This is a genomic window from Nonomuraea sp. AD125B (assembly GCF_041402765.1).
In the GTDB taxonomy this organism is placed as follows: domain Bacteria; phylum Actinomycetota; class Actinomycetes; order Streptosporangiales; family Streptosporangiaceae; genus Nonomuraea; species Nonomuraea bangladeshensis.
In genome coordinates, this window is sequence record NZ_JBGLOU010000001.1 from 983,339 (window position 1) to 1,006,805 (window position 23,467).

At 71.5% G+C, this 23,467-nt stretch carries 29 protein-coding genes and 1 pseudogene; 12 read left to right on the forward strand and 18 right to left on the reverse strand.

Translation table 11 applies throughout. From position 1 onward, the window contains the following. Positions 1 to 34: 34 nt before the first annotated feature. From ACBR40_RS04555 to ACBR40_RS04565, 3 genes are read right to left on the reverse strand one after another with little or no spacing between them, the layout of a single operon-like run. Complete coding sequence (locus tag ACBR40_RS04555) at positions 35 to 415, reverse strand: VOC family protein (protein ID WP_371247510.1); 381 nt, start codon at positions 413 to 415, stop codon at positions 35 to 37. Next, complete coding sequence (locus tag ACBR40_RS04560; protein ID WP_371247511.1) at positions 412 to 1,206, reverse strand: metalloregulator ArsR/SmtB family transcription factor; 795 nt, start codon at positions 1,204 to 1,206, stop codon at positions 412 to 414. The genes ACBR40_RS04555 and ACBR40_RS04560 overlap by 4 nt, the downstream gene beginning before the upstream one ends. A 15-nt stretch (positions 1,207 to 1,221) precedes the next feature. Continuing rightward, a complete protein-coding gene (locus ACBR40_RS04565; protein WP_344215928.1) occupies positions 1,222 to 1,605 on the reverse strand; it encodes a DUF6223 family protein in 384 nt (127 codons plus the stop codon). 189 nt (positions 1,606 to 1,794) lie between these two features. Between ACBR40_RS04565 and ACBR40_RS04570 the strand changes: the two genes are divergently transcribed. Next, positions 1,795 to 3,003, forward strand: a complete 1,209-nt coding sequence (locus tag ACBR40_RS04570; RefSeq protein ID WP_371247512.1) for a sensor histidine kinase — start codon at positions 1,795 to 1,797, stop codon at positions 3,001 to 3,003. Continuing rightward, a complete protein-coding gene (locus ACBR40_RS04575; protein WP_371247513.1) occupies positions 3,000 to 3,689 on the forward strand; it encodes a response regulator in 690 nt (229 codons plus the stop codon). The genes ACBR40_RS04570 and ACBR40_RS04575 overlap by 4 nt, the downstream gene beginning before the upstream one ends. 9 nt (positions 3,690 to 3,698) lie before the next feature. On the opposite strand, the gene ACBR40_RS04580 is transcribed toward ACBR40_RS04575, so the two are convergent. Beyond that, on the reverse strand, positions 3,699 to 5,105 hold the full coding sequence (locus ACBR40_RS04580) for an MFS transporter (RefSeq protein WP_344215922.1): 1,407 nt from the start codon (positions 5,103 to 5,105) through the stop codon (positions 3,699 to 3,701). Between the two features lie 191 nt (positions 5,106 to 5,296). Between ACBR40_RS04580 and ACBR40_RS04585 the strand changes: the two genes are divergently transcribed. Next, positions 5,297 to 5,788 (forward strand): hypothetical protein, encoded by a 492-nt coding sequence (locus ACBR40_RS04585; protein ID WP_371247514.1) that lies wholly within the window; start codon positions 5,297 to 5,299, stop codon positions 5,786 to 5,788. Here the strand turns inward: ACBR40_RS04585 and ACBR40_RS04590 are convergent. The 4 genes and pseudogenes from ACBR40_RS04590 to ACBR40_RS04605 all read right to left on the reverse strand — a co-directional run. After that, positions 5,712 to 5,885, reverse strand: a pseudogene (locus ACBR40_RS04590) (tylosin resistance protein TlrC); the annotation flags it as partial. The gene ACBR40_RS04585 and the pseudogene ACBR40_RS04590 overlap by 77 nt on opposite strands. 128 nt (positions 5,886 to 6,013) lie before the next feature. After that, positions 6,014 to 6,778: an FG-GAP repeat domain-containing protein gene (locus ACBR40_RS04595; protein WP_371247515.1), complete on the reverse strand. Its 765-nt coding sequence runs from the start codon at positions 6,776 to 6,778 to the stop codon at positions 6,014 to 6,016. A gap of 546 nt (positions 6,779 to 7,324) precedes the next feature. Continuing rightward, complete coding sequence (locus ACBR40_RS04600; protein WP_371247516.1) at positions 7,325 to 7,726, reverse strand: cupin; 402 nt, start codon at positions 7,724 to 7,726, stop codon at positions 7,325 to 7,327. After that, complete coding sequence (locus tag ACBR40_RS04605) at positions 7,723 to 8,247, reverse strand: YbhB/YbcL family Raf kinase inhibitor-like protein (RefSeq protein ID WP_371247518.1); 525 nt, start codon at positions 8,245 to 8,247, stop codon at positions 7,723 to 7,725. The genes ACBR40_RS04600 and ACBR40_RS04605 overlap by 4 nt, the downstream gene beginning before the upstream one ends. A 167-nt stretch (positions 8,248 to 8,414) precedes the next feature. Between ACBR40_RS04605 and ACBR40_RS04610 the strand changes: the two genes are divergently transcribed. After that, positions 8,415 to 9,074, forward strand: coding sequence for a GntR family transcriptional regulator (locus ACBR40_RS04610; protein ID WP_371247585.1), 660 nt, complete (start codon positions 8,415 to 8,417; stop codon positions 9,072 to 9,074). 364 nt (positions 9,075 to 9,438) lie between these two features. Here ACBR40_RS04610 and ACBR40_RS04615 read toward each other — a convergent pair whose 3' ends face one another. Together ACBR40_RS04615 and ACBR40_RS04620 are read right to left on the reverse strand one after the other, a co-directional pair. After that, a complete protein-coding gene (locus tag ACBR40_RS04615; RefSeq protein WP_371247519.1) occupies positions 9,439 to 10,299 on the reverse strand; it encodes an SDR family oxidoreductase in 861 nt (286 codons plus the stop codon). A gap of 138 nt (positions 10,300 to 10,437) precedes the next feature. Then, positions 10,438 to 11,175 carry a VOC family protein gene (locus ACBR40_RS04620; RefSeq protein ID WP_371247520.1) on the reverse strand — a complete coding sequence of 246 codons (738 nt, stop codon included), beginning with the start codon at positions 11,173 to 11,175 and terminating at the stop codon, positions 10,438 to 10,440. A 188-nt stretch (positions 11,176 to 11,363) separates the two neighbouring features. Here ACBR40_RS04620 and ACBR40_RS04625 point away from each other — a divergent pair, with 188 nt between their 5' ends. The 5 genes from ACBR40_RS04625 to ACBR40_RS04645 all read left to right on the forward strand — a co-directional run bounded on the left by ACBR40_RS04625 (position 11,364) and on the right by ACBR40_RS04645 (position 14,924). Beyond that, entirely contained in the window at positions 11,364 to 11,741 is a 378-nt protein-coding gene (locus tag ACBR40_RS04625; RefSeq protein WP_371247521.1) for a hypothetical protein, read from the forward strand. After that, positions 11,720 to 12,247, forward strand: a complete 528-nt coding sequence (locus ACBR40_RS04630; protein WP_371247522.1) for a DUF2268 domain-containing protein — start codon at positions 11,720 to 11,722, stop codon at positions 12,245 to 12,247. The genes ACBR40_RS04625 and ACBR40_RS04630 overlap by 22 nt, the downstream gene beginning before the upstream one ends. 9 nt (positions 12,248 to 12,256) lie before the next feature. Beyond that, the gene (locus ACBR40_RS04635; protein ID WP_371247523.1) at positions 12,257 to 13,015 is read left to right on the forward strand and encodes a MerR family transcriptional regulator; all 759 of its coding nucleotides are present in this window, start codon (positions 12,257 to 12,259) and stop codon (positions 13,013 to 13,015) included. Between the two features lie 62 nt (positions 13,016 to 13,077). Further along, the gene (locus ACBR40_RS04640) at positions 13,078 to 14,268 is read left to right on the forward strand and encodes a sensor histidine kinase (protein ID WP_371247524.1); all 1,191 of its coding nucleotides are present in this window, start codon (positions 13,078 to 13,080) and stop codon (positions 14,266 to 14,268) included. Beyond that, positions 14,265 to 14,924, forward strand: coding sequence for a response regulator (locus ACBR40_RS04645; RefSeq protein WP_371247525.1), 660 nt, complete (start codon positions 14,265 to 14,267; stop codon positions 14,922 to 14,924). The genes ACBR40_RS04640 and ACBR40_RS04645 overlap by 4 nt, the downstream gene beginning before the upstream one ends. Here ACBR40_RS04645 and ACBR40_RS04650 read toward each other — a convergent pair. The 3 genes from ACBR40_RS04650 to ACBR40_RS04660 all read right to left on the reverse strand — a co-directional run bounded on the left by ACBR40_RS04650 (position 14,891) and on the right by ACBR40_RS04660 (position 16,725). After that, positions 14,891 to 15,103, reverse strand: coding sequence for a hypothetical protein (locus tag ACBR40_RS04650; RefSeq protein WP_371247526.1), 213 nt, complete (start codon positions 15,101 to 15,103; stop codon positions 14,891 to 14,893). The two genes, ACBR40_RS04645 and ACBR40_RS04650, sit on opposite strands and share 34 nt — an antisense overlap. Positions 15,104 to 15,307: 204 nt before the next feature. After that, positions 15,308 to 16,168, reverse strand: coding sequence for an alpha/beta hydrolase (locus ACBR40_RS04655; protein WP_371247527.1), 861 nt, complete (start codon positions 16,166 to 16,168; stop codon positions 15,308 to 15,310). Continuing rightward, complete coding sequence (locus ACBR40_RS04660; protein WP_371247528.1) at positions 16,165 to 16,725, reverse strand: GNAT family N-acetyltransferase; 561 nt, start codon at positions 16,723 to 16,725, stop codon at positions 16,165 to 16,167. The genes ACBR40_RS04655 and ACBR40_RS04660 overlap by 4 nt, the downstream gene beginning before the upstream one ends. Before the next feature lie 157 nt (positions 16,726 to 16,882). Here ACBR40_RS04660 and ACBR40_RS04665 point away from each other — a divergent pair, with 157 nt between their 5' ends. Next, positions 16,883 to 17,800 (forward strand): TetR/AcrR family transcriptional regulator C-terminal domain-containing protein, encoded by a 918-nt coding sequence (locus tag ACBR40_RS04665; RefSeq protein WP_371247529.1) that lies wholly within the window; start codon positions 16,883 to 16,885, stop codon positions 17,798 to 17,800. Between the two features lie 279 nt (positions 17,801 to 18,079). On the opposite strand, the gene ACBR40_RS04670 is transcribed toward ACBR40_RS04665, so the two are convergent. After that, complete coding sequence (locus ACBR40_RS04670) at positions 18,080 to 18,991, reverse strand: Ig domain-containing protein (protein ID WP_371247530.1); 912 nt, start codon at positions 18,989 to 18,991, stop codon at positions 18,080 to 18,082. After that, positions 18,982 to 19,443, reverse strand: coding sequence for a hypothetical protein (locus tag ACBR40_RS04675; RefSeq protein ID WP_371247531.1), 462 nt, complete (start codon positions 19,441 to 19,443; stop codon positions 18,982 to 18,984). Before ACBR40_RS04675 ends, ACBR40_RS04670 begins: the two co-directional genes overlap by 10 nt. A gap of 47 nt (positions 19,444 to 19,490) precedes the next feature. Between ACBR40_RS04675 and ACBR40_RS04680 the strand changes: the two genes are divergently transcribed. After that, positions 19,491 to 19,853, forward strand: a complete 363-nt coding sequence (locus ACBR40_RS04680) for a hypothetical protein (RefSeq protein WP_371247532.1) — start codon at positions 19,491 to 19,493, stop codon at positions 19,851 to 19,853. A 566-nt stretch (positions 19,854 to 20,419) separates the two neighbouring features. Here ACBR40_RS04680 and ACBR40_RS04685 read toward each other — a convergent pair. After that, positions 20,420 to 21,187 (reverse strand): alpha/beta fold hydrolase, encoded by a 768-nt coding sequence (locus ACBR40_RS04685; RefSeq protein ID WP_371247586.1) that lies wholly within the window; start codon positions 21,185 to 21,187, stop codon positions 20,420 to 20,422. Between the two features lie 13 nt (positions 21,188 to 21,200). Between ACBR40_RS04685 and ACBR40_RS04690 the strand changes: the two genes are divergently transcribed. Then, complete coding sequence (locus tag ACBR40_RS04690; RefSeq protein WP_371247533.1) at positions 21,201 to 21,608, forward strand: discoidin domain-containing protein; 408 nt, start codon at positions 21,201 to 21,203, stop codon at positions 21,606 to 21,608. A gap of 337 nt (positions 21,609 to 21,945) precedes the next feature. Here the strand turns inward: ACBR40_RS04690 and ACBR40_RS04695 are convergent, their stop codons facing one another. Next, positions 21,946 to 22,401 (reverse strand): transposase, encoded by a 456-nt coding sequence (locus ACBR40_RS04695; RefSeq protein ID WP_371247534.1) that lies wholly within the window; start codon positions 22,399 to 22,401, stop codon positions 21,946 to 21,948. A gap of 383 nt (positions 22,402 to 22,784) precedes the next feature. Continuing rightward, positions 22,785 to 23,387, reverse strand: a complete 603-nt coding sequence (locus ACBR40_RS04700) for a TetR/AcrR family transcriptional regulator (protein ID WP_371247535.1) — start codon at positions 23,385 to 23,387, stop codon at positions 22,785 to 22,787. Between the last annotated feature and the right edge of the window lie 80 nt (positions 23,388 to 23,467).

A 23,467-nucleotide genomic window follows, 5' to 3' on the forward strand; every position in this document is an offset into this window, starting at 1 on the left:
CCGGACCCACGATACTGTCGCCGTTCTGACAGGCTCAGGAGGCGGGCTGGAACAGCTCGACCAGGTTGCCGGCGGGGTCGGCGAGCAGGATCTGGCGGCCGCCGGGGCCGGTGACCACGTCGCTGCGGAACGGCAGGCCCGCCTCGCGCAGCCGGGCGACCTCGGCGTCCAGGTCGTCCACGATGAGGTGGATGCGGTTGCGGCCGGCGCCGGCGTCCTGGGCGGGGGTGGCGCGGGCGCCGGAGCTGGCAGGGCCGGACAGCAGCAGCCGCAGCGGTCCGCGTACCACGTCGGCGAAGGCGGGCGCGGCGTCGAAGTTGACGGTGAAGCCGAGGTGGGCGGTGTAGAAGTCGACGGCCGCGCGGACGTCGTCGACGATGTAGCGGACGCTGGCGACCTGGTCGGCTGCGGTCATGGCCGGACCTCCTGGCGTGGGGCGGGGAAGAGGACGGGTTGCAGGTGCCGGACGCGGGTGTCGATCTCGGCGGCGGTGCGGTCGAAGGCGGGGTAGCCGTCCTGGTCGGCGGCCGGGTCGGGGATGCTCCAGTGCAGGCGTCGCGGGTGGCCGGCGAAGTCGGGGCAGACCTCGCGGACCTTGTCGCACAGGCTGATCACGTAGTCGAAGCGGCGGCCGGTCAGCGTGTCCAGGCCCCGTGGGCGCCGGTCGGCGACGTCGATGTCGTACCGGCGGCGCAGCACGCGTACGGCGTGGGGGTGCAGGCGGTCCTTGGGGTGGCTGCCGGCGCTGGTCACCTCGGCGCGGCCGCCGGTGCGGTGGCGCAGCAGGGCCTCGGCGACGGGTGAGCGGGCGCTGTTGCCGGTGCACAGGAACAGCACGGAGGGCGCCCCCGCCGAAGCGCCGGCCGCGCCGGCGGTCTCGGCGGTCTCGGCGGTCTTGGCGGGGGACGGCCGCAGCGCGGGATGCAGGGCGGCACCGGCGGCGGCCAGCGCGTCCGCGCAGCGCTCCAGGTCCAGGTGGTAGTAGCTGTCGCGGCCGTCGAAGCTGCTGCGGCGGGCGGTGACCAGCCCGGCCGAGCGCAGCAGCCGCAGGTGGTAGGAGACCAGGTTCTGCGGCTCGCCGACGCGGGCGACGAGCTCGCGCACGCGCAGGTCGCCGTGCGCCAGCTCGCTCAGCAGCCGCCAGCGCACCTCATGGGCGGCCAGCCGCACGAACGGCGGCGGTACGGCCCGGCCGGACAGCTCCATGCTCCGCACAATACATCAAACCTGCTTGATGTATTCGGCTGAGGTGCGGCGGGAGCGGGCCATCACCAGCCCGCCGAGGATCATGGCGACCGGCCCGACCACCAGGCACACCCAGCCGCCGACGATGCCGTAGCCGGTGCCGGGGCCGCCCTCGGCGGCGGCCACGACCAGCGCGCCGACGACCGTGGCGGCGAGCCCAGCCGCCAGGGCCACGATCGCCCCCCTTCTCCTGGTGACGGGGCGGCTTGAGCGGCGGGCCAGCGCCAGGGCGCCGACGACGACGCCGGCCAGCCCCAGCGCTATGCCCACCATGGACCAGAGGCGCCCGGTGGTCATGGCGTAGGCGTCGACGGGCTGGGCCAGAACGTTCGTGGTCGCCAGCAGGTGAGGGACGGACATCGGGATTCCTTTCGACGGAGGTGACGGCCTCGATCGTCGCGCCGTCGCGGCGCCCCCGGCCTCCGCCTGCGGTCGGCGACGGCTACGTAGTTCCGCGTAGCCGGCTCGTCCCTCGCTACGCCCGTCGTCGTAGGCGGCCGCGCGTCCGGGCGGAGGGCGCTCGAAGCGGAGGAACCGTAGGATCGCGGCATGAAACACCGCGTGGCGTCGTTGCGCCTGCCGATGCCGGCGCAGGAGGTGCTGCTCGCGCTCTTCGTCACCGTGATGCAGGTTCAGGGCACGATGGTGCGCAATGCCGGCGAGGTGGTCCAGCGTCCCCTCACCGACCTGGGCAACCTCGGCTATGTCCTGCTGATCGTGAGCGGCCTGGCCGTCGCCGTGCGCCGCCGGTGGCCGGTGCCGGTGTTCCTCGTCACCGCGTTCGCCAGCCTGGCGTACTACACCCTCGACTTCCCCGACGGGCCCGGCTGGCTCGGGCTCTTCGTCGCCCTCTACACGGTCGCCGCCTACGGCGACGGACGCAGGTCGCTGGTGACCGCCGGCGTGGGCATCTCGGTGCTCGCCGTCTGCTGGCTGGTCGCCGCGGCCGACGTCGAGCCGGGCGCGGCCATCGGCTGGGTGTACTTCAGGATCGGCGCGTCGGTCATGAGCGCGGCGCTCGGCGAGTCCGTACGGACCAGGCACGTCATCGCGGCCGAGGCCCAGAAGCGCGCCGAGCTGGCCGAACGCACCCGCGAGGAGGAGGCGCGGGCGCGCGTGGACGCCGAGCGGCTGCGGATCGCCCGCGAGGTCCACGACACCGTCGCGCACGCCATAGCGATCATCAACGTCCAGTCCGGCGTCACCGCGCACGTGCTCGACAAGCGGCCCGAGGTGGCCCGCGAGGCGCTGCGCGCCATCGAGCAGACCAGCTCCCGCGCGCTGCGGGAGATGCGGGCGATCCTCGGGGTGCTCAGGGACGACGACGACGGCGAGCGGGTGCCGTACCCCGGGCTGGGGCAGATCGGCGAGCTGACCGCCAAGGCGCGGGAAGCCGGGCTCGACGTCGAGGTCGAGGAGAGCGCGCCCGGCGCGCCGTTGCCCAGCGCGGTGGGCGGCGCGGCCTACCGGATCGTCCAGGAGTCGATCACGAACGTGGTCCGCCACGTCGGGCCGACCCGGGTGCGGGTGGCGCTCAGGCCGGGGATCGAGGATTTCGAGATCCGCGTGACCGACGAGGGCCGCCGGGCCGCCCCGGAGCAGCGTCCCAGGGGGCCGGTCGGGCCCGGCCGCGGGATCGTCGGCATGCGCGAGCGCTGTCAGCTGCTCGGCGGGGAGCTCGACGCGGGGCCGACTCCGGACGGCGGGTTCGAGGTCAGGGCACGGCTGCCCCTCGCTCCCACCGGGCCGAGCCTGTGAACGCGGCCGGCCCGCCGCCGGACGGCGCGTCGATCAGGGTGCTGCTCGCCGACGACGAGGGTCTCGTGCGATCGGGGTTCAAGGTCCTGCTCGACCTGGAGGACGGCATCACGGTGGTGGGGGAGGCGACCGACGGCGCCGAGGCCGTCGAACGGGCCCGCGCCACCCGCCCCGACGTCGTCCTCATGGACATCCGCATGCCCAGGGTGGACGGGATCCAGGCCACCGCCCAGATCGCGCGGACGCGCGGGCTGGAGCGGGTCCGCGTCCTCATCCTCACCACCTACGACACCGACGAGTACGTCTTCGACGCCCTCCAGGCCGGCGCCAGCGGCTTCCTGCTGAAGGACGCGGGACCGGCCGAGCTCCTGCACGCCATCCGGGTGATCGCCGCCGGGGACGCGCTGCTCGCGCCGCGGATCACCCGGCGGCTCATCGGCCAGTTCACCGCGCGCCGTACGGCCGCCCGGGCCGCGGAGGACCGGCTCGCGGTGCTGACCGAGCGCGAGCGCGAGGTGCTGGCCCTGGTGGGGCAGGGCCTGAGCAACCAGGAGATCGGGGCCGAGCTGTTCCTCAGCCCTGCCACCGCGCGCACCCACGTCAGCCGGGCGATGGCGAAGCTGGGCGCGCGCGACCGCGCCCAGCTGGTCGTCATCGCCTACCGGACAGGGCTGATCAGCCCTTGAGTCCCTGGTTCAGGAGTTCCTGGCGTCCTCCAGGACGCGGGCGGCCTCCCGTTCGTACGAGCGGCGGGAGGCCAGCACCACGAGCCCGCCGAGGATCATGGGCACGATCAGCGCGTACATGGCCGCGAGGAGTGAGCCGGTCGCGTCCGAGGCGATGCCCACGATGAGCGGGCCGAAGGCGGCGCCGATCGTCAGCAGGACCTGCAGGACGGCGAAGCCGACGCCCCGCGACGAGGCGGCCACGACGTCGGCGATGCACGCCGTGCAGGTGGGGATCGCGGTGGAGGAGATCGTGACGGCCAGCAGGAGGAGGATCACCAGGGCCGCGGACGAGTCCGTGATCAGGGCGACGCCGAGGACGATCGAGCCGGCGGTGATGCCGGTGCCGCCGACGAGCAGCCGGCCGCCCGGGACCCGGCCGTGCAGCCGCTTGCCGAGGCGGGTGCCGATCACGGTCCCGGCCAGGACGCCCACGATGGTGATGCCGCCGCTGAGACTGCCGGCGGCGCCGACCTCCATGCCGAACCCGCGGACCATGAGGGAGGGCAGCCAGAAGTAGACGCCGCCGAGGCCGAGGGTCAGGATCATCACCCCGAGGGAGACGAGGACCAGGGTGCGGATGGCCAGGACCTGACGGACCTGGGGCCAGAAGGGCCGCTTCACGGTCGCGCCGGGGGTGGGGGCGGGGTCGGCCTCGGGCGGCCCGGCCTGCGGCGGCTCCAGGGCGCCGGGCGCGGGTGCGGGCGCGGAGGAGGCGCCGGCGGTGGCCATGATCCGGTCCATCTCGCCGCGCTGCGGCTCGCGCAGCCGCCACACGAGGAGGGCGGTCAGGGCTCCGGGTATCGCCATCAGCAGGAACGCGGCCCGCCAGCCGAACGCCTGGCCGATGACGCCGCCGAGCAGCGTGCCGACGCCGCCCAGGTACGTGGTCATCCGTGTCCAGCCGTACACCTGCATGCGGGTCGCGGCGGGGTAGTAGTCGGCGAGCAGGCTGCCGACGGCGGGGTTGTCGATGTTCTCGGCGGCGGCGAGCAGCACCCGCGTGAAGTAGAAGAAGGCGAAGCCGGCGGCCAGGCCGGAGCCCAGGGTGGCCAGGGCCCAGACGAGGACCACCACCGCGATGATCTTCGTACGGCTGTGCCGGTCGGCGAGGTAGCCGGCCGGCAGCGCGACGAGCGCGGCGGCCAGGGCGGCGGCGGTCGGGATCGATCCGGCGGCGGTGTCGCTGAAACCCCATTCCTCCTGGATGAGGGGCAGCACGCCGGACATCAGGTTGGCTTCGATGCGGTCGACCATTCCCACGATGAACAGCACCACGAACGGTCCCCATCCGAAGGGATTGGGATCGGTCGCGCTGATGCCGCCCGGTGGCGGGGACCCGAGTCGGCGACGTTCGCGGGCGACGGCCTTCACCATGTCTTTCTCCTCCGCGCTAGGTGCTCCCGTGTGGGGTGGTACGGCGGCACGGGAACGCAGAACGCTGTTCTAAAACAGGGTTCTAGGAAGAGAGTGTCGTACATCACACCGTGTTTCGCCAGTGCCTCCTGGGACCCGTAGTCTGGCCCCCTGTTCCCGCGCCACTTTCCGCGCCGCCGAAGGGGCTGCCGATGATCACCGACCCGACGATCCTCCGGATCGGCCAAGGGGTGGAGTTACATCACCACCAAGGTCAGCGCGAAGCCGCTCGTGACCTGTTCGCCGAGATCTGGGAGGACATCGGCGGCGAGGAGGGCGACCCGCTGCACATCTGCGTCCTCGCCCACGCCATGGCCGACGTGCAGGACGACGTGCACGAGGAGCTCGTGTGGGACCTGCGGGCGCTCGCCGCCGTCGGTCAGGTCACGGACGAGCGCCTGGCGGGGGCCGGGGTCGCGCTCTCGGTGGCCGGCCTGTACCCGTCGCTGCACCTCAACCTCACCGAGTGCTACCGCAAGCTGGGCGATCTCGACCGCGCCCGCGAGCACCTGCGGCAGGCCCGGGCCGAGATCGGCAGGCTCGGCGACGACGACTACGGGCGGCTCATCAGGGGCGGCCTGGAGCGGCTGGAACAGCAGCTGGGCGAGGGCGAAGACCGGGCCGCTCCGCCCGGCCCGCCCTGAGCTCCAGGTGGGAGCCGGTGAGCCTAACCCGCACGCGCCGGTCGTGGGTGACGATGACGAGCGCGCCCTCGTAAGGGACCAGAGCCTCCTCCAGGTCCGATGACGAGGGCTGCGCTCAGCCAGAGCTTGTCGCCCCCGGCAAGCGTGGCGCGCTGATCACACGGCAGAGGGCGGGCAGGTGGGGTCGTCGGTCCGACCGCGCGGTCGGGGTGGCGTTGCCCAGGGTCAGCCGATCCAGCCGTTGCCGATCTTCACCGGTTGCTGGCTGCTGTAGCCGCGTCTGCTCTCGCCGGGGTAGAGCCACAGGTCCCAGGTGTCGTAGTTGATGGCGAGGATGTCCTGGTGGCCGTCGGCGTCCCAGTCGGCGACGCTCGCGACGAGATACCGCTGCCAGCCGTTGCCGATCTGGACCCGGGGTTGGCTGCTGAAACCCCGGATGCTTTCACCGGGGTAGAGGATCAGCAGATCGTTTCCGGTGCCGTTGCCGATGACGTCCTGGTGGCCGTCGGCGTCCCAGTCGGCCACCCAGCGGATGTAGGTGAGACGGCCGGCCATGACGACTCCCACCATTGGCTGACTGCTGTAGCCGCGCTTGCTCTCGCCGGGGTAGAGCCGCAGCCCGCCGCCTTGGTACTGCGCCAGGATGTCCTGGTGGCCGTCGCCGTCCCAGTCGGCCAGCCCGCGGATGTGGTAGCCGTTCCAGCCGTTGCCGATGACCACCGGTTGCTGGTTGCTGTAGCCGCGCTTGCTCTCGCCCGGGTAGAGCCACAGCAGGCCGGTGCTGCGCTGGATGGCGAGGATGTCCTGGTGGCCGTCGCCGTCCCAGTCGGTCATGCCGCGGACGTAGAAATCGTTCCAGCCGTTGCCGATTCTCACCCGCGGCTGGAAGCTGTAGCCGCGCCTGCTCTCGCCCGGATAGAGCCATAAATAGCCGGTGCTGCTGTCGATGGCGAGGATGTCCTGGTGGCCGTCGCCGTCCCAGTCGGTCACGCCTCTCAGGGAGATCGTGGGAGTCGCGGTCGCGTGCGCGGGCGTGGTGGACGCCAGCGCGACGACTGTCGCGAGGAGGATCGTTGCGGCACGACGGGCTTTCGATGGGCGTTGAGCTGATCGCGGCACGTGTTCCTCTTTCTGTGCTGGAGCGACGGGTCTGCCGCGAGGATCGCATTCGCCGTTCCAGGTGTCGAGCGGCAGGGGCTGCTCACGTGTCGGGCCGGGCTCGACCAGGCCCTCGCCGTCGCGCAGGGCGGCGATCAGGGTCCTGGCCCGGGCGTGGCTGGCCGCAATCACCGAGGCCGACATCGGAGACCTCGGCCACACCGAGGGCTACGACCTGCTGTGGGTGCGTCGCAAGGGTGGCAAGCACCAGCCGCCAGGGACGGCCACCGCACACCTCCGGGCACTGGTCGTACTCGGGGCATTGCGCGTGGCCGTTTCCGTCGAGGCTGTCCGCTCGACCGCGTAAGCAGAGCCGGGAGCGGGTGCCGTTGGAGGGCGTCGGTCACCAGAAGGTGCGCCATCGGAGAGCGGGCGCCGTCAGAGGGGGTCGGCGCGGCTCTCCGAACGGCCGCCACATGACGCCGTGATGGTCATGACGGTGCTGGGGATGTCGAGCTGGATCCGGTGCCACCGCCCGCGCGGGACGATGGCGGCGGTGCCGGCCGTCAGTCTGATCTCCTCCTCTACTTCCCTCTGCCGTCCCGGTCGTTCTGGACGCAGGTAGAGGCGGATCTTGCCGATGACGCAGGATACGATCTCGTCGGCCTCGGTGTTCACGTGCCAGTGGTCGGCGTGGACGTCGGAGCCGGTCCTGGCGTGGAACGCCTTCAGGTGCCAGCCATCGCGCCCGGCGTCCGCCGGCCGGGCGCCGGCGTGGATCCTGCCGCCCCGTGACAGGTGGATGCCGGACGCGGAGAGCTCGATCGGGGTCACGGTCATGGGGTCTCGGCGGTGGCGGTCAGGACCGCGCGGCCGAGGAGGTGGCCGGTGATGGTGAAGCCGAGGTAGGCGGGCGTGGCACTGGCCGGGACGCCGATGGTCTCGGTGTCGAGGGCGTGCACCACGACGAAGTAACGGTGCGGGCCGTGCCCCGCCGGCGGGGCCGCGCCGAGGTAACGCGCCACTCGGGCGTCGTTGGGCAGCTGGTAGGCGCCGTCGGGGAGGCCGGAGCCGGTGTCGTCGCCCGCGCCTTCGGGCAGCTCGGTGACGGTGGCGGGGATGTCGGCCACGGCCCAGTGCCAGAACCCGGAGCCGGTCGGCGCGTCCGGGTCGTACACCGTGACGGCGTAGCTCTTCGTCCCCTCGGGGGCGCCGCTCCACGACAGCTGTGGCGAGATGTCCTTGCCTCCCGGGAGGCTTGCGGACCTCTGCTCGGCGGGCCAGGGGGCACCGTCGGCCAGCGTGGTGCTGGTGAGGGTGAAGGAGGGCACCTGGGGCAGGCGGGCAAAGGGGTCGTTCATGTCTGGTCCTTCGAACAGATGGTGAGGGTGTCGGCCGGTGGGTCGGCAGACGTGGGCAGCGCCATCGGGGGGCGCCGTTCACACATCATCGACTGTAACACGAATAATCGATTATTTTGCAGATGGTCTATCCTGAGGGCATGACGGCCGACCCCTCGACGAAACAGATGCTCTCCGAGCGTGTTCACACCCGGCTTCAGGAAGCGATCATGAGGGGCGAGTACGCCCCGGGTGAGGCGCTCAAGCCGCAGCAACTGGCCCAGCAGCACCAGGTCAGCCTGGCCGTCGTCCGCGAGGCCCTGGTGCGGCTGGTGGGCGAGGGCATCGCAGTACGGCTGCCCAACCGCGGCTTCGCCGTCCCCGACTTCTCCGACCGGCGGTGGCAACAGATCGCCGAGGCCCGCCGTACGATCGAGCCGGTCATGCTGCGCCTGGCGATCGAGCGCGGCGACCTCGACTGGGAGGCACGGGTGCGCGCGGCCCACCACCGCCTGACCCGCACACCGCCGTACGAGCCGGAGGAAGGCGAGTACTACACCAGCGCGTGGTCGGAGGCACACCGCGTCTTCCACCGGACCCTGCTGGACGGGTGCGGCAACCCCGTGCTGCTGGACACCTTCGACAGACTATGGACGGCCGGCGAGCTGGCCCGCCGCTGGTCGGCGCAGCGCACACCCGACCGCGACGGCGCCGCGGAGCACCGCCGCCTGGAGGAAGCGGCGCTGGCCCGTGACGCCGACACCGCCACCGAGGTGCTGACCCAGCACCTGACGCTTACCGTCGCCGCCCTCACATCCGCACCTGATCAGGTCAAGCCGCAGTCGTGACTTTCGACAGGCAGCGAGATCAACGCTGATCGATCGCTCTCCACACGTTCGAATGCCTTCACGCCGGAGCTCACCATGCTGGGCATGCCGAGCTCCACTTGCCTGACGTGCCTGACAGACCTTCACGCGGCTGACCAGCCAGGTCGCTTGACAACCCCAGATAGCCATCGAGCCGCTGTTCGTCACCGTGCCCCGAAGCGGCAAGCCCGGCAGGACCGCAAGGCCCTCGGCAAGCTCATCCGCCGCATCGCCACCCACGCCGGGCTGCCCGCACCGGCGCGACGCTGCGCGACGTGCGCGACGCCATCGGACTGCATATGAGCGTCCTCCTGGTGTCGGTGCGGCCGAGGGCGTGGCGGGTGCGTCAACGGCCGCTCCCCGGGGCGGGAACGGCGTGCTCGGCGTCGCGGCTGACCTGCTCCCAGGCGGCCCAGGTCGCCATCTGCTGCCGGGAGATGTCGAAGGCCAGGTCGTACACCATGCTGCCGAGCAGCAGCCGCAGCGGCGGGTCGTCGCTGTCGACCAGCTTCAGCAGCGCCTCGGCGGCCAGGCGCGGCTCGCTGTCGACCGAGCCCTCGGCCCACTGCTTCTCCAGCTCGGCGCGCAGGGATGCGTACTCCTCCTTGGGCGTGGCCGTGGTCATGCTGGTGTAGAGGTCGGTCCAGTAGCCGCCGGGCTGGACGATGCTGAGCTTGACGCCGAACGACGCGGCCTCCATCGCCAGCGACTCGCTCATGCCCTCCAGCGCGAACTTGCTCGCGCTGTACATGCCGGTGCTGGGGAAGCCGCCGAGCGCGGCGATGCTGGAGACCTGCACGATGTGGCCGGACCGCTGGGCGCGCAGGTGCGGCAGGACGGCCTGGCAGACCCACATCGCGCCGAAGAAGTTGACGTCGAGCTGGGCGCGGGCCTCGGCCTCGGTGAACTCCTCGATCATGCCCGAGGACATGGTGCCGGCGTTGTTGACCACGATGTCGAGCCGGCCGAAGTGCTCGGCGGCGGTGTCCACGGCGGCGAACACGGCGGCGCGGTCGGTCACGTCCAGGGGGAGGACGAGCAGGCGGTCGGCGTACTGGCTGGGGAAGTCCTCCAGGGTGACGGTGCGGGCGGCGGCGGCCACCCGGTCGCCGCGCTCCAGCGCGGCCAGGGCGAACGCGCGGCCGAGGCCGCGACCGGCGCCGGTGATGAACCAGGTGCGGGGGGCGGTGGTTTCCGGGGTGCGCATACGCGATCTCCGATCGGCTGGTGCTAGTGATACGAGACGGTTCGTCTCGCGTTGATGCTGTGAAGGTATCGGCTCTCCTCCGTCACGTCAATACGGTCCGTCTCGTCTAGTTTCACGCCGGTCCCGTCGGCTGCGGCGTCAGGCCGGGCGCAGAACGCAGAACTCGTTGCCCTCCGGGTCGGCCAGCACCCGCCACGGGACGTCCCCCTGGCCGACGTCGGTGAGCGTCGCGCCGAGCTCCTTCAGCCGTTCCACCTCCGCCGCCTGATCCTCACCGGGGTAGGGCAGCACGTCGAGATGGACGCGCGTCCACACGCTGCCCCCGCCGGGCACGCGGATGAACTCCAGGTACGGCCCCACGCCCTTCGGCGAGCGCAGCCGCGCGAAATCGTCGCCCGCCTCATGGACGGTCCAGGCGACCGCCTCACCCCAGAACCGGGCCATGGCCCGCGGGTCTGCGCAGTTGACGACCACCGCGGCGATCGGCCCGGTGTCGCGGTAGATCTCCCGGGGCTCCAGCACGCAGAACACGTTGCCCTCCGGGTCGGCGAGGACCGTCCACGGCACGTCGCCCTGGCCCACGTCGGCGGGCGTCGCGCCGAGCTCCTTCAGCCGCGCGACCAGCTCCGCCTGATGGGCGGCGGAGGTGGTCGCCAGGTCGAGGTGCGCGCGATACCTCACCGTCTCGGGGTCGGGGACGCTGACGACGTCGACGCAGACGGCGGCCGGGTCCGGCCACGTGAAGCCCACAGGCTCGACGTTGGTCACGCCGGGCCCCTCGCTGGAGACGCCCCAGCCGAGCGCCTGCGCCCAGAACCGGCCGAGCGCCGCGTCGTCCCGAGCCTTGAAATTCACCTGAACCAGTTGCAGCCCCATGCCCGCCAACCCTAAGCCCGCGCCCCTGCTCCGGCGGTCGTAGCCCGGGTCGCGGTCCTCGCGGCCCTCGCGCCGACGACACCGCGGCGGGCCTGCGCGGCCGGTCGTCGTGACCACGTTCGACACGGACGTTCCGCGCCTCAATATGGTTTGACCTTGACGCTGCGTCAACTTCTAGCATCGGGCCCATGTCCATCACCGTTCTTGACACCTGCTCCGCCATGCGCCGGATCCTGCAGGCCCCGGCCGCGGACCGCGCCGACCTGCTGCGTTCGATGCTGGAGCCCATCAGGGGCCTGTACCGTTACCATCCCGGCGAGCTCGACCTGGTGGCGATGCACCTCCAACAGTCCGGGTTCCCGATCGACCGCGACGAGGAACGTTGCCTCGACGCGCTCGAGACCTTGGCGGCGGCCGACGCCTGGAAGCGGATGCAACGCGCCGTCGACGACGCGTTCGCCGTGCTGCGGGAGGCGACGCCGGGGCTGGAGGTCCCGGACATCGACGTGCTGTTCGTGCTCGGTGACCGGGTGACGACCATTTCATGGGGCCCTGCAAGGGAGTGACCGGGTTCGGCGGCATCTCGGGCCAGATCCTGATCACGTTCTGGCCCTTCCCCGAGAACGTCGGGCGGCTGGAGGGCACCGCCGTCCACGAGCTGCACCACAACCTGCGGTTCGGCCCCGGCGGGGTCGTGTGGGACCCGGCGACCGTCACGGTCGGCGAGCACATCGTCTCCGAGGGCCTGGCCGACGCCCTCGCCCGTCAGCTCTACGGCGACGAGCTCGGTCACACCCGCATCGGCGTGCCGCACCTGCACGACGACGAGGTCTTCGCCAAGGTGCTCACCGGGCTCGACGTGACCGGCATGCAGAACTTCACGGCCTGGGTGCACGGCGACCCCAGCGCCGAGCGCTTCGGCCTGCCCCCGGTGGGGCTGCCGATGGGCGCCGGGTACGCCGCCGGCACCCGCCTGGTGGACACCTATCTGGCGGAGACCGGGCGGACGGCGGCGCAGGCCCTGTACGCCGACAGCGCGCAGATCATCGCGGCCACCCTCGGAACCAGGTGACACTGGACGATGGAGTGGACGATCCAGGAGCTCGCGGCGAGGGCCGGCGTCACGAGCCGCACCCTGCGTCACTACGACCGCGTCGGGCTCCTGACACCGTCCCGGGTGGGCGCGAACGGCTACCGCTACTACGACGCGGCCGCGGTCGTACGGCTGCAGCGGATCCTGCTCATGCGCCGCCTCGGCATGGGCCTGCCGGCCATCGCCGAGGTCCTGGCCGACGAGGTGGACGTCCGCGACGGGCTCCACGCCCACCTCGCCGCGCTGGAAGAGGAACGTGACCGCGTCGAGCGGCAGATCCGGTCGGTGCGTGACACGCTCGACGCCCTGCGGAAGGGGGTGGAGCCGCGGTTGGACGTCCTGCTGGCGGGGTTCAACGACCGCTACGAGGACGAGGTGGTCGCACGCTGGGGCGAGCGCGCGTACCAGGTGAGCAACGACTGGTGGCACGGCAAGACCCTCGACCAGCAGCAGGCGTGGAAGCAGGACACCGAGGACCTCGTCGCGGCGTGGGTCGCCGCGGCGAAGACCGGGACCGCTCCCACGTCGGAACACGCGCAGTCGCTGGCCGCCCGGCACGTCCGGTGGCTGAGCAGGATTCCCGGCACCCCGACGGCCGAGGGCGACCGGGAGCGCTCGATCGAGATGGTGCAGTGCCTGGGGGACATGTACGTCGACGACCCGCGTTTCGCCGGCATGTACGACGACGAAGCGGGCGCGAGACTCGTCCGCGACGCCCTGCGGACGTACGCGCGGACCCGGATGTAGCCCCTGGTCGTACACCCGTGGTCCGATGCGCGGGCCGCGGACGCGCCGTTACGATTCCGGGCATGCACGTGACACCGCCCTCGCCGCCGCTGAAGCGGGTCCCGCCCGCCGCGTGGACGGTCCTCGCCTGGTGGGCGGGTCTGGTGTTCACCTTCCTCATCCGGTTCAGGCTGCCCGGCGAGTCCGGGCCCGCCAAACTGGCCGGGCAGCTCTTCTTCGAGTGGGACGGGTTGACCTGGCTGGTGGTGTCCACCGCGCTGGCGCACGTGGCCGCCGTCCTGCTGCGCCGGCGGCCGCTGCCGGCGCTGGGCCTGCTGCTCGCCGCCGCGGTCCTGGCGTGTGTGCCGCTGGGGGTGGCCGAGATCCCGTTGGCGCAGTTCCTGGCGGTCGACGCCGCCCTCTACTTCATCGCGGCCGGACGCGCCCGCCGGACCGGGATCCTCGCCCTGCTCGGCGCGCTCACCGTGCTCGCCGGCTACCTGACCGTCCGGGTGCTGGCCGGCTGGCCCGCCGGCACCTCGGCGGAGCTGGCGGTGGCCATGACGGCCGTCATCGCCTGGCTGGTCGGCCACTCGGTGCGCCAGGCCCGCGAGCACGCCGAGACGCTGGCCGCCACGGCCACCGCCCAGGCCGTCGCCGCCGAACGCCTGCGCCTGTCGCGGGAGCTGCACGACACGGTCGCCCACAGCATCGGCGTCATCGCGCTGCAGGCCGGCGCCGCCCGCCGGGTCATCGACACCCAGCCGGGCCGGGCGGGCCAGGCGCTCGGGGTCATCGAGACGGTCGGCCGGGAGACGCTGTCCGGGCTGCGGCGCATGCTCGGCGCCATGCGTCACGGCGAGCCGACCCGTTCTCTCGACCCGGCGCCCGGCCTGTCGGACCTCGACCAGCTCGTGGCCACGACGACGGACGCCGGCGTCCACGTCGAGGTGCGCCGGCTGGGCGAACGCCGCCCGCTGCCGCCGGAGATCGACGTCTCGGCCTACCGCATCATCCAGGAAGCGATCACCAACGTCGTCCGCCACGCCGGCACGAGCCGCTGCCAGGTGTCGATCGACTACCGGGACGACGAGCTGGCCGTCGAGGTCCTCGACGGGGGCCGCGGCCCGCGCCGCCCGCCGGAGGGCGGATTCGGCCTGGTCGGGATGCGGGAGCGCGTCAACCTGCTGCAGGGCAGCTTCTCCGCCGCGCCGCGCGCCGAGGGCGGCTTCCGCGTCACGGCCCGCCTGCCCCTGCCCGCCGAGGCACGATGACGGTCCGCGTCCTGCTGGCCGACGACCAGCCGCTGATCCGCACCGCCCTGCAACTGGTCATCTCCGACGCCGCCGACCTCGAACTCGTCGGCGAGGCCGCGACCGGGCTCCAGGCCGTCCAGCTGGCCGAGGAGCTGAACCCCGATGTCGTGGTGATGGACATCCGCATGCCCGTCATGGACGGGATCGAGGCCACCCGGCTGATCGCCCGGGGTCCCGGCCAGGCCCGCGTGATCGTCCTGACCACGTTCGACGAGGACGAGCACGTTCACGGCGCGCTCCGCGCGGGCGCGTCCGGATTCCTCGTCAAGGACATGGCCCTGGACGACATCCTCACCGCGATCCGGGTCGTGGCCGCCGGCGACGCCCTGATCGCGCCGGGCGTCACCCGGCGGTTGATCGAGACGTTCGCGGGCCGCCCCGCCCCCGATCCCGTGCCGGCGCGCGAGCTGGAGGGCGTCACCGAACGCGAACGCGAGGTCCTCACCCTGATCGCCCGCGGCCTGACCAACACGGAGATAGCCGCCGACCTGGTCATCAGCGTCGCCACCGTCAAGGCGTACGTGGGCCGGCTGCTCAGCAAGCTCGACGCCCGCGACCGGGTCCAGTTGGTCATCCTCGCCTACGAGGCGGGCCTGGTGTCACCGTCGAAGTGACGATACGAGGTCCCATCAGGGTGGAACTCATGTCCGGCGAGCCACCGCCGTCTCAGACCGTTGCGGGACAACCGGGCCATCAGGTAGGTGCAGCACATCATCGCCGGCCCGGCCCAGTACGGCAGGCCCGGCTCGACCCGTACGAGGAACATGACCCAGAAGAGCATGACGACGCTCACGTACCGCTCGACGAAGAAACGGCCGCGAATGTCGTCCCTGGCTCACCAGCGATAACCGTCAGGCGCAGGTCATCGTGGCCGAGTACGACGCTCCGAGCACCGAGCAGCTTGGCCACCGCCGACGGTCTCAGGTTCCCGGCCTTGGGCGGCGCGGACGCGTCACCCAGGGCGACCCGCTCCTGGGCCGGGACATCTCGGGGTGGGTCAGCGCGTCAGGAGGCCGGCGAAGATGTCTACCAGTTCGGGCCGGTCGAACGGGCCGACATGAGGTGCGTCCACGCTGCGTACGTCGGTCGGGTTGTCCGGGGTGAGGCGGTCGGCCTCGGCGATGAAGCGGTCCTGCAGGGCCAGAGGGATCAGCCGGTCCTTGGTGAAGCGGACGTAGGTGCGGGGGATCCGCCCCCAGGCGTGCTTTTCGCCCCGCGCGTCGGCCATCGGGATGCCGACAGGTTCGTCCGGCTGGAAGGTGTTGAGCAGGTGCATCACCGCCTCGTCGGTGAAGTCGCCGGCCAGGCACTCCTTGATGCCCTTGATCAGCTCCGGGTCGGCCGTGCGCCAGTTGACCCGGGCCACCCCCAGGACCGCCGGATCGCCGACGACGGCGGAGGTCACCTGGGGGAGCAGGCTGCCGGCGTTTTCGGGGGTGGACAGGTAGGCGTTCAGGCTGGGCAGGGTCACGCAGCAGTACGCGGCGACGTACACCACCCGCTCCAGCAGGTCGGGGATCGCGTTGCCGACCCTGCTCAGCACGATGCCGCCCTGGCTGGCGCCGGCCAGGATCACGGGGCCTCGGCGGTGGGCGCGGCGCACCGCCTCGACGACGCGTTCGACGTAGTCGTCGATGGTGAGCTTGGCGAGTGGAGAGGGCTCGGTGGCCAGCGCCTGAAGATCCTGCGGAGCCTGGTAGGAGCGGGGATAGAACGCCTCGTTGCCGTGTCCGGGCAGGTCCACGGCCACGGCGTGGTGCCCGCGCAGGGTCAGCTCGGTGAGCAGGCCGCTCGCCAGGTACGACGAGGAGTGGGTGCCGTGGATGAACACCAGGGTCGGCCGGGCTTCGTGAGTCATCGGTTTTCTCCTTCTTGTGCTGTTTCTTGTGCCGCATGACGCCACATCGGCCACAGGGTCGGGGCGTCGGCCACGCGCACCGGCTCGCCGAGATCCGCGAAACCGTGTCGCAGGTAGAGGGCACGGCTCCGGGTCGAACTGGCCTCCAGGTACGTGGGGAGCCCGTCGGCGTCCGCTCGCTCCAGGCGGTGCCGCAACAACGCCGAGCCGAGCCCGGCGCCACGCTGTCCGCCGATCACGCCCATGCACGGCAGGTAGAGGTGCGGCTCACGTGGGTGCCGCGGGTCCAACGCCTCTCCCAGGGCCCGCAGCCGCGCTCCGCTGTCACCGAAGGCCTTCGGCTCGAACGAGTCCTCGCTGAGCGCCTGATCGCCGGCCATCAGCGTCAGCCACACCGCGGCGCCCGCACGGCCGCCGGCCAGGTACGCCTCGGCGGCGGGATGGGCGAGCAAAGGGCGATAGAAGTGCCTCTGGAGGCGGCCCCGATCGCCGACCTCGGGAAAGAGCCAGCGGATCAGGGAGTGGTTCATGAACGCCTCGGTCAGGACGTCCAGCACCGCCTGCCGTTCCTCGCCGTCAGCCCGCCGTACGGTTGCGTACGACGTATCGTGTGTCATGTGTACAGCGTATTCGGGCTGTCCCCGCAAAAGCCCGTACTAAATGAAGAAAGTGTACTAGACGGAGCCCGAATGTGAACTAGTACACTCTACTGTCATGCCGTCCCCGACCCCGCCCTACCAGCGGATCACCGCCGAAATCCGTACCCGCATCCTGACCGGCGAACTGCGCCCCGGCGAACGCATGCCCTCCATCCGCCAGATCGCCCAGCGCTGGGGCGTGGCGGTCGCCACCGCCACGAAGGTGATGGCGGCCCTCCGCGACGAAGGGCTGGTGGAGACGAAGGTCGGCGCCGGTGCGGTGGTCACCGCCGACCGGGGGCAACCGGCCGCGCGGCAGCGGCAGGCCGGCACGCCCAAACAGGCACTGAACCGCGGACAGACCCTGCGCACCGCCATCGCGATCGCCGACAGAGAGGGACTCGACGCCGTCTCCATGCGCCGGATCGCGGCCGAGATGGGCGTCGGCCCGATGTCGCTGTACCGGCATGTCGCCGGCAAGGACGAACTGGTCATGCAGATGGCCGACGAGGTGTTCGGCGAGGCGGAGCTACCAGAACCGGGACCGGACGGCTGGCGAGCCAAGCTCGAACTGATCGCCCGTCGGCAATGGGAGCTGTGCCGCAGGCATCTTTGGCTGCCCAGGGCGGTCTCGTTCACCCGCCCGTTGCTGGCGCCCAGAGTGATGGAGCACACGGAGTGGACGCTGCGCGCGCTCGACGGGCTCGGGCTGGACATGGCGACCCGGATCCGCGAAGCGCTCACCCTGCACGCGCTGGTCGTCTCCGCCTCGCTGTCCATGGCGCAGGAGGCCGAGACCGAGCAGGAGACCGGCGTAACGCTCGACCGGTGGTGGCGGACCCAGCAAGAGCGGACCGGCGCGCTCCTCGGCACCGGGCGGTTTCCGCTGCTGGCCGCCATCGCCACGGAGACGGTGTCGGACGTGGACGCACTGTTCGAGTACGGCCTGGCCCGCCACCTGGACGGGTTCGCCGCCATGCTGAAGAAGATGTAGCCCATCCTCGGCGACCGGTCGCTTCGCGGCTTGTGCGACTGATGGCCGCGCCTCGCGTCGCCTTCGCCTAGGTCGTGAGGGCGGCCGAGGTGGCCGCCGGCAACAACGCGCAGCGGCGCGCCGAGACCGCCGACGCGGTGCTCGCCATCGTCGCCGACCGCGGCCTGGCCGCCGTCTCACTGACCGAGGTCGCCGCCCGGGCCGGCGGAGGAGCGGCCCGGGACCGCAGACAACACGCGCCGTCGCTTTTCCGACAGAGTTTCCGTTGGGGGCAGAAGATCAGCATCTGGGGCAGATGGCCTCGCGCCGGACGCGCCAGGTGAAGGTGGTGCTTGCCTGGCCGCCGCCGACGGCCGTGACCGTGACGTCGTAGCTTCCTATCGAGGGCGTGCCGGTGATCAAGCCGGTCGTCGTGTCGATGGTCAGCCCGGGCGGCAGACCGGTCGCCGACCAGGTGTAGGACCCGCTCCCGCCGGTGGCCTGCATCTGCAGCATCACGCTGTCCGGGAGGCGCGTGCTCTGGGTGCCCGGGTTGACGACCGTCATCGCCGGCGGGGGCGTGGGGATATCCGGCGGCGGGCAGTCGAGCCATACCGGATCAGACCCCGTCGATGCGGTGATGAACTCCGGAGACCCCGACAGGTATTGGACCGTGGCGGTCGCCCGGCCCGAGTAATAGCCGGACTCGCACAACTCGCCCGGGGTGGGGGCGCCGAGGCCGAACAGGGGGACCAGGGTGGTGTACTGCCAGACATCGGTGCGGCCGCTCACGGTTACGCCGGGGCCGGCGACCAGTCCGTGGTAGAGCAGCTCCACGGTGAGGTCGATGCGGCGCACTGGACCATCGCACTGGACCGTCGCGCTGTAGTTGACGGTCTTGGCGTCGGTCTTGCTCGGTGGGCTGCCCGGCGAGACCCACCAGCAGACGTGGCCGTCGGGAAGGTCGGCGGATGCCGGGGTGGCGTCGATGCGGCGCGCTGGACCGTCGCACTGGACCGCCGCACTGTCGTTGACGGTCTTGTTGTCGGTCTTGCTCGGTGGGGTGCCCGGCGCGACGTACCAGCAGTTGTCGCCGTCGGGAACGGCGGCGGACGCCGGGGTGGCCAGGCCCAGGAATGCGATGGAGAAGGCAGCTGCGACCAGGGCCAGGAGGATGCGGGATAAATTGCGATACCACAGATTCACACGCATCGCTGGATGCTCTCACGGGACATCAGCGTCGACAATGGGTGAGCCCGGGACCGGGAGGTGGGCCGGGGCGTGCACTCGAAGACAACCTGCTCACGCACGACTGTGGCGGGATGGGAGATCGCCGGCGGGACCGACCTACTGGCATTTCCGTGTCGCGACGTACCGACGCTCTCGGCCCCGGGAGTACAGCGGGCCGCGGGACCGTCCTTCGTGTGCATACTGCCTCTAAAAATGTCGATCAGTGGGACGGCGCTCCAGCGGCGGGCCACCTCGTTCTTGATCCGGCGCAGGTTACGCGGCTCGGGGGCGGCCTCGATCGGCGTCAGCTTGATCGCTCCCGCCTTGCGGTCGCTGATCTCCACCCAGTCCAGGGAGGGCAGCGCGTCGTTCAGCCTCGCCAGGGCGCTGGTCATCTCCTCGCGCAGGCTGTCGCAGAACTCTGTCGGATCCAAGGGCTTGTGCAGCTCGCGGGAGTGCTCGGCACGGCGGCATCTGCCCTGTGGCGGTAGTCATGCCGGTCGTCGCCCTCTCTGGCATGCCCGGCCCCGACAGTCCGGCCGATGATCGCGCCACCGTCGCCGGCGCCGTCGCCCGCCTGACCGCCGCCGGCGGCACCCGCCACCCGGTCGCCGCGCTCGACTGCGACCACTACGCCACGGTGATGGACCACTGGGCAGCGGTCGAGCCGACCACCTGGAATCAGCACCTGTCCGCGTTGGTCTCCTTCACCACCTGGGCCCAGCGCCAGGACCTCCTCGCCACCAACCCCGCCCGCCGCCTGGCGGCGCAAGATCACCCGCCGCGGCGACCGCGCCTCCCGGCTGGAGGCGCTGTTCGCCGACGACCGGCACGCACTCCGTGAGCGGGTGCTCTGGCGGCTCCTCTACGAAACGGCGGCCGGGGCCGAGGAGATCCTCTCCCTCGCGTCGGGGACCTCGACCTGGAGTACCGGCGCGCCCGCGTCTTCTCCAAAGGCGGCGCGCTCGCGTACGTGCACTGGGCCACCGCCATCGCCCGCCTCCTGCCCCGCCTGCTGAAAGGACGGCAGACCGGGCCGGTCTTCCTGACCGACCGACGCGCTCCCACTTCCGGACGAAGGGCTCCCGCAGCCGCCGCCATCTGCCCCATCACCGGCCGCGGCCGCCTGTCTTACCGCGCGCGGAGCACCTGCTCAAGACCGCCTCCGCCGAGCTGGACCCGCACGGCGACCGCTGGACCCGGCACCAGCTCCGGCACAGCGCGCTGACCCACCTGGCCGCGGCCGGCCGCCCCACCCCCGAGCTGCAGGCCACGTCTCGCCCCCCGCGGCCCGACGACGCACGCGCTGACGCCAGGCAAGACGCCTACAGGCGGTGTGTTTCTGGTACTCCGGCCCCGGGGGGGGGGGGTGACCGCGTCCCGGTCGGCGACACATGGCCGGTCCAGGTATCAGGGATCACGGGTCGTCGACGGCCCCGTTGCCGTGAAGCTCAGCAGCAGTTCGCTGACCGTCTCGGGTGCTTCCAGCATGGGCAGGTGCCCGACGCCGGGCAGCAGCTCGACCCGCGCGCCCGGCACCGCGTCGTAGCGGTGCGCCGACGACGGCTCCCAGCGGGGGTCGGCAGCGCCGAAGATCACCTGTACGGGGAGGCCGAGGGCGGCCAGACGCTCGGGCACGCTCCGTTCGGCGATGTAGGCGGTGTTCTGACGCAGCACCGTCCTCATCGAGCGGTAGGTGATGCCCCGTACGTCGGCGACCACGTCGTCCGGGAGGTCCACCGGGCGAACGGCCGTCGCGCTGATCCCCTTGCGGATCATCGCATCCGAACGCCTCGACCACAGGAGCGGGCCCAACGGCGGGGCCAGCAGCACCCGAAGGATGAACGGCTGCCGGAGGAGCGCATCCGGGCTCGGGCCGCTACTGATCAGCGCAAGCGATCCCACGAGGTCGCGATGTTGCTCGGCAAGCGCGGTGGCGACGTAGCCTCCGCTGGAGTGCCCGGCCACGGCGACGTGACGGAGGCCGAGGTCGTCCAGCAGCGCCGCCACCTGGCCCGCCTGCGCGACGCGGGCTGCCGACGTGCTGGTCACCGGAACCGGTCCGGGCCCGAATCGTCCCATCGTGATGGAAAAGCCCGAGTACGCGCCCGGGGCCTGGCCCGCGCCGCCGGTGGGAACCCCGATTCCACCGGCGGAACTGTCCGCCACGGCCAGCACGTTCAAACCGCACGTGGGAGACCCCCGACTCGCGGTCGACGGTGACCCGTTCACCTACTACCACTCGTGGTATCCCGACGCGGCCGATCCCACGGTGAGCCCCGCCCAGCCGGACTTCATCACGGTGGACATGGGGCAGGAGCGTACGCTGTCCGCGGTCCGATTCGTGCCCAAGCTGGCCGCCGTCTTCTCGGCTGCCCAGAATCCGGTCGTCAACATGACCGGCACACCGCTCAGAGGTGTGCCGGAGGTCAGCGCCGACGGCACCTGGTGGGCGCAGGTGGCGAGCGTGACCTGGCCGCGGATCACCGGGCCGAACGACGTCCACCTCAATGGCGTCAAAGCCCGCTACCTGCGACTGCGCGTGGACAACGGAATGGGCGGCGCCGCCGCGATCGCCGAGATCACTCCGTACGAATGACGTTGGAAGAGGTGCTGGTCCGCTGGTGAGAATCGCCACACAGCTCAGATGAGCGGCGTCGCCGCAGGCCCCGGGGGGGGACCCCGGCGACGCTCCGGGTTACGCACCGTCAAGGACTACACGTGCAGGCACCATCGCATCAGTTCAACTCAAAACTGGGCGCTCTTCGTCCTGGAGTAAGCAAGGTCCGCCGGGGGAGTCCATGTCCTCGGGCCAGGACTCCCCCGGAGGGTTCGGGCATTTCAGGCGGCCTGCGGCGCGGAGGCTGGGTTGCGGACCCATGCCGACGGCCTCTTCCTGGTCATTCGTCTGGTCATGAGCGTGATCGCGGTGATGGTCAGGTGGGCTTCGCTGTGCGACGGCGTTCCCGTGCGGCGTCGCGGTCGGGCTGCCCGGTGGCCGTGACCATGACCATCATGAGCAGGCCGAAGGTGTCCACGACCAGGTGACGCTTGCTTCCCGGCACCTTCTTCCCAGCGTCGTAGGAGCGGGAGCGGCCGGTGACGGTGGCCGCGGCGCGCACCGACCGGGAATCGATGACGCCGGCGACCGGGTTGGGGCAGCGTCCGGCGCGTAGCCGGATGGCGCGGCCAAGCTCATCACGGACCCGGTTGAAGACCCCGGCCCTGGTCCAGCGGCTGAAGAAGCCGAACATGGTCTGGTAAGGCGGAAAGTCGGCGGGCAGGGCCCTCCATTTGCAGGCGTTGTCGGTTACGTACCTGATCGCGTCGAAGATGTCGCGGCGGTGGTGCCTTTCCGGCCGCCCGCCCGTGCGCGTCTGGCAGTCGGGCACCTGCAGGTTCCTCGGTCGCCTTCGGCACGGCCATCAGTACCTCCGTCGCCGAGGCCATCGTCCGCGCCGCCCTGCGCAGCCGCGGGAAGGTACGCAGCTGCTCGGCCTTGCCCGCTCGCTCCGCGCGAGCCAGCAGGTTGGAGGAGATCAGCAGATCGAGCACGTCCAGGGCGTCATCGACCGAGGCGGTCTCGAGGTGTCGCACTGTGGCCAGCAGCGTCGCGCCCTGCCGATCGGCTGCCGGATCCCGCCGCGTGGGCGCCTTGGCCGCCAGCCCCCATCGGGCCGGCGCCCCTAGCTCGACCCCCGCGATGCCCCTCACCCTGGCCGGCGGACCGTGGTGAGCGGCACTCCTGGGACCAACCGCTTGATGGGCTCGTGACTCAGCGGTAGAGGTCGGCGACGGCCGCCAGTACCTGCTGGCGGGCGGTGCTCGCGGGGGTGACGCCGGTGAGCACGTAGGCGGCGAGCCCTTCGGCCAGCGCCACCAGGGCCAGCGCCGTGTCGCGGGGGTCGAGGGCGGCGGGGATGTGTCCGGCCTGCTGGTCGCGGGCGATGAGGTCGGCCATCTGACGGTGGAAGTCGGCGTACAGGACGCGCAGCCGGGCCGCGATGGTCTCCTCGGCGAAGGCGAAGGCGTGGAAGGACTGCCGCACGCGCATGTGCGCCTCGGTGGCGGCGTCGTAGGGGATGAGCTCGCCCAGCACCGTGGTGAGCACCAGGCGCGGCTCGGCGGCCTGCAGGTCGGCGCCGGCCTTGGCGCGGATGCGGGCGCTGGACAGCTCGTTGCCGCGCTCGAAGGCGGCTTCGATGAGTTGCCGCTTGGCCGGGAAGTAGTGCTGTACGCGGCCAGGTGAGATGCCGGCCTGGGCGGCGACCTCGGTCAGTGAGACGGCGGCCAGGCCGCGGTCGGCGACGATGGCGAGCACCGCGTCGGCGATCTCGGCGCGCCGCTGCGCGTGGTGTGCTCCCGGTCCCCGGCCCATGACCCCTCCCACCGTTTTTCGATGTGTTCGCATTGGATTATATGCTGAAGTCACGGTAAAACAATGTGATCGCATCGTCA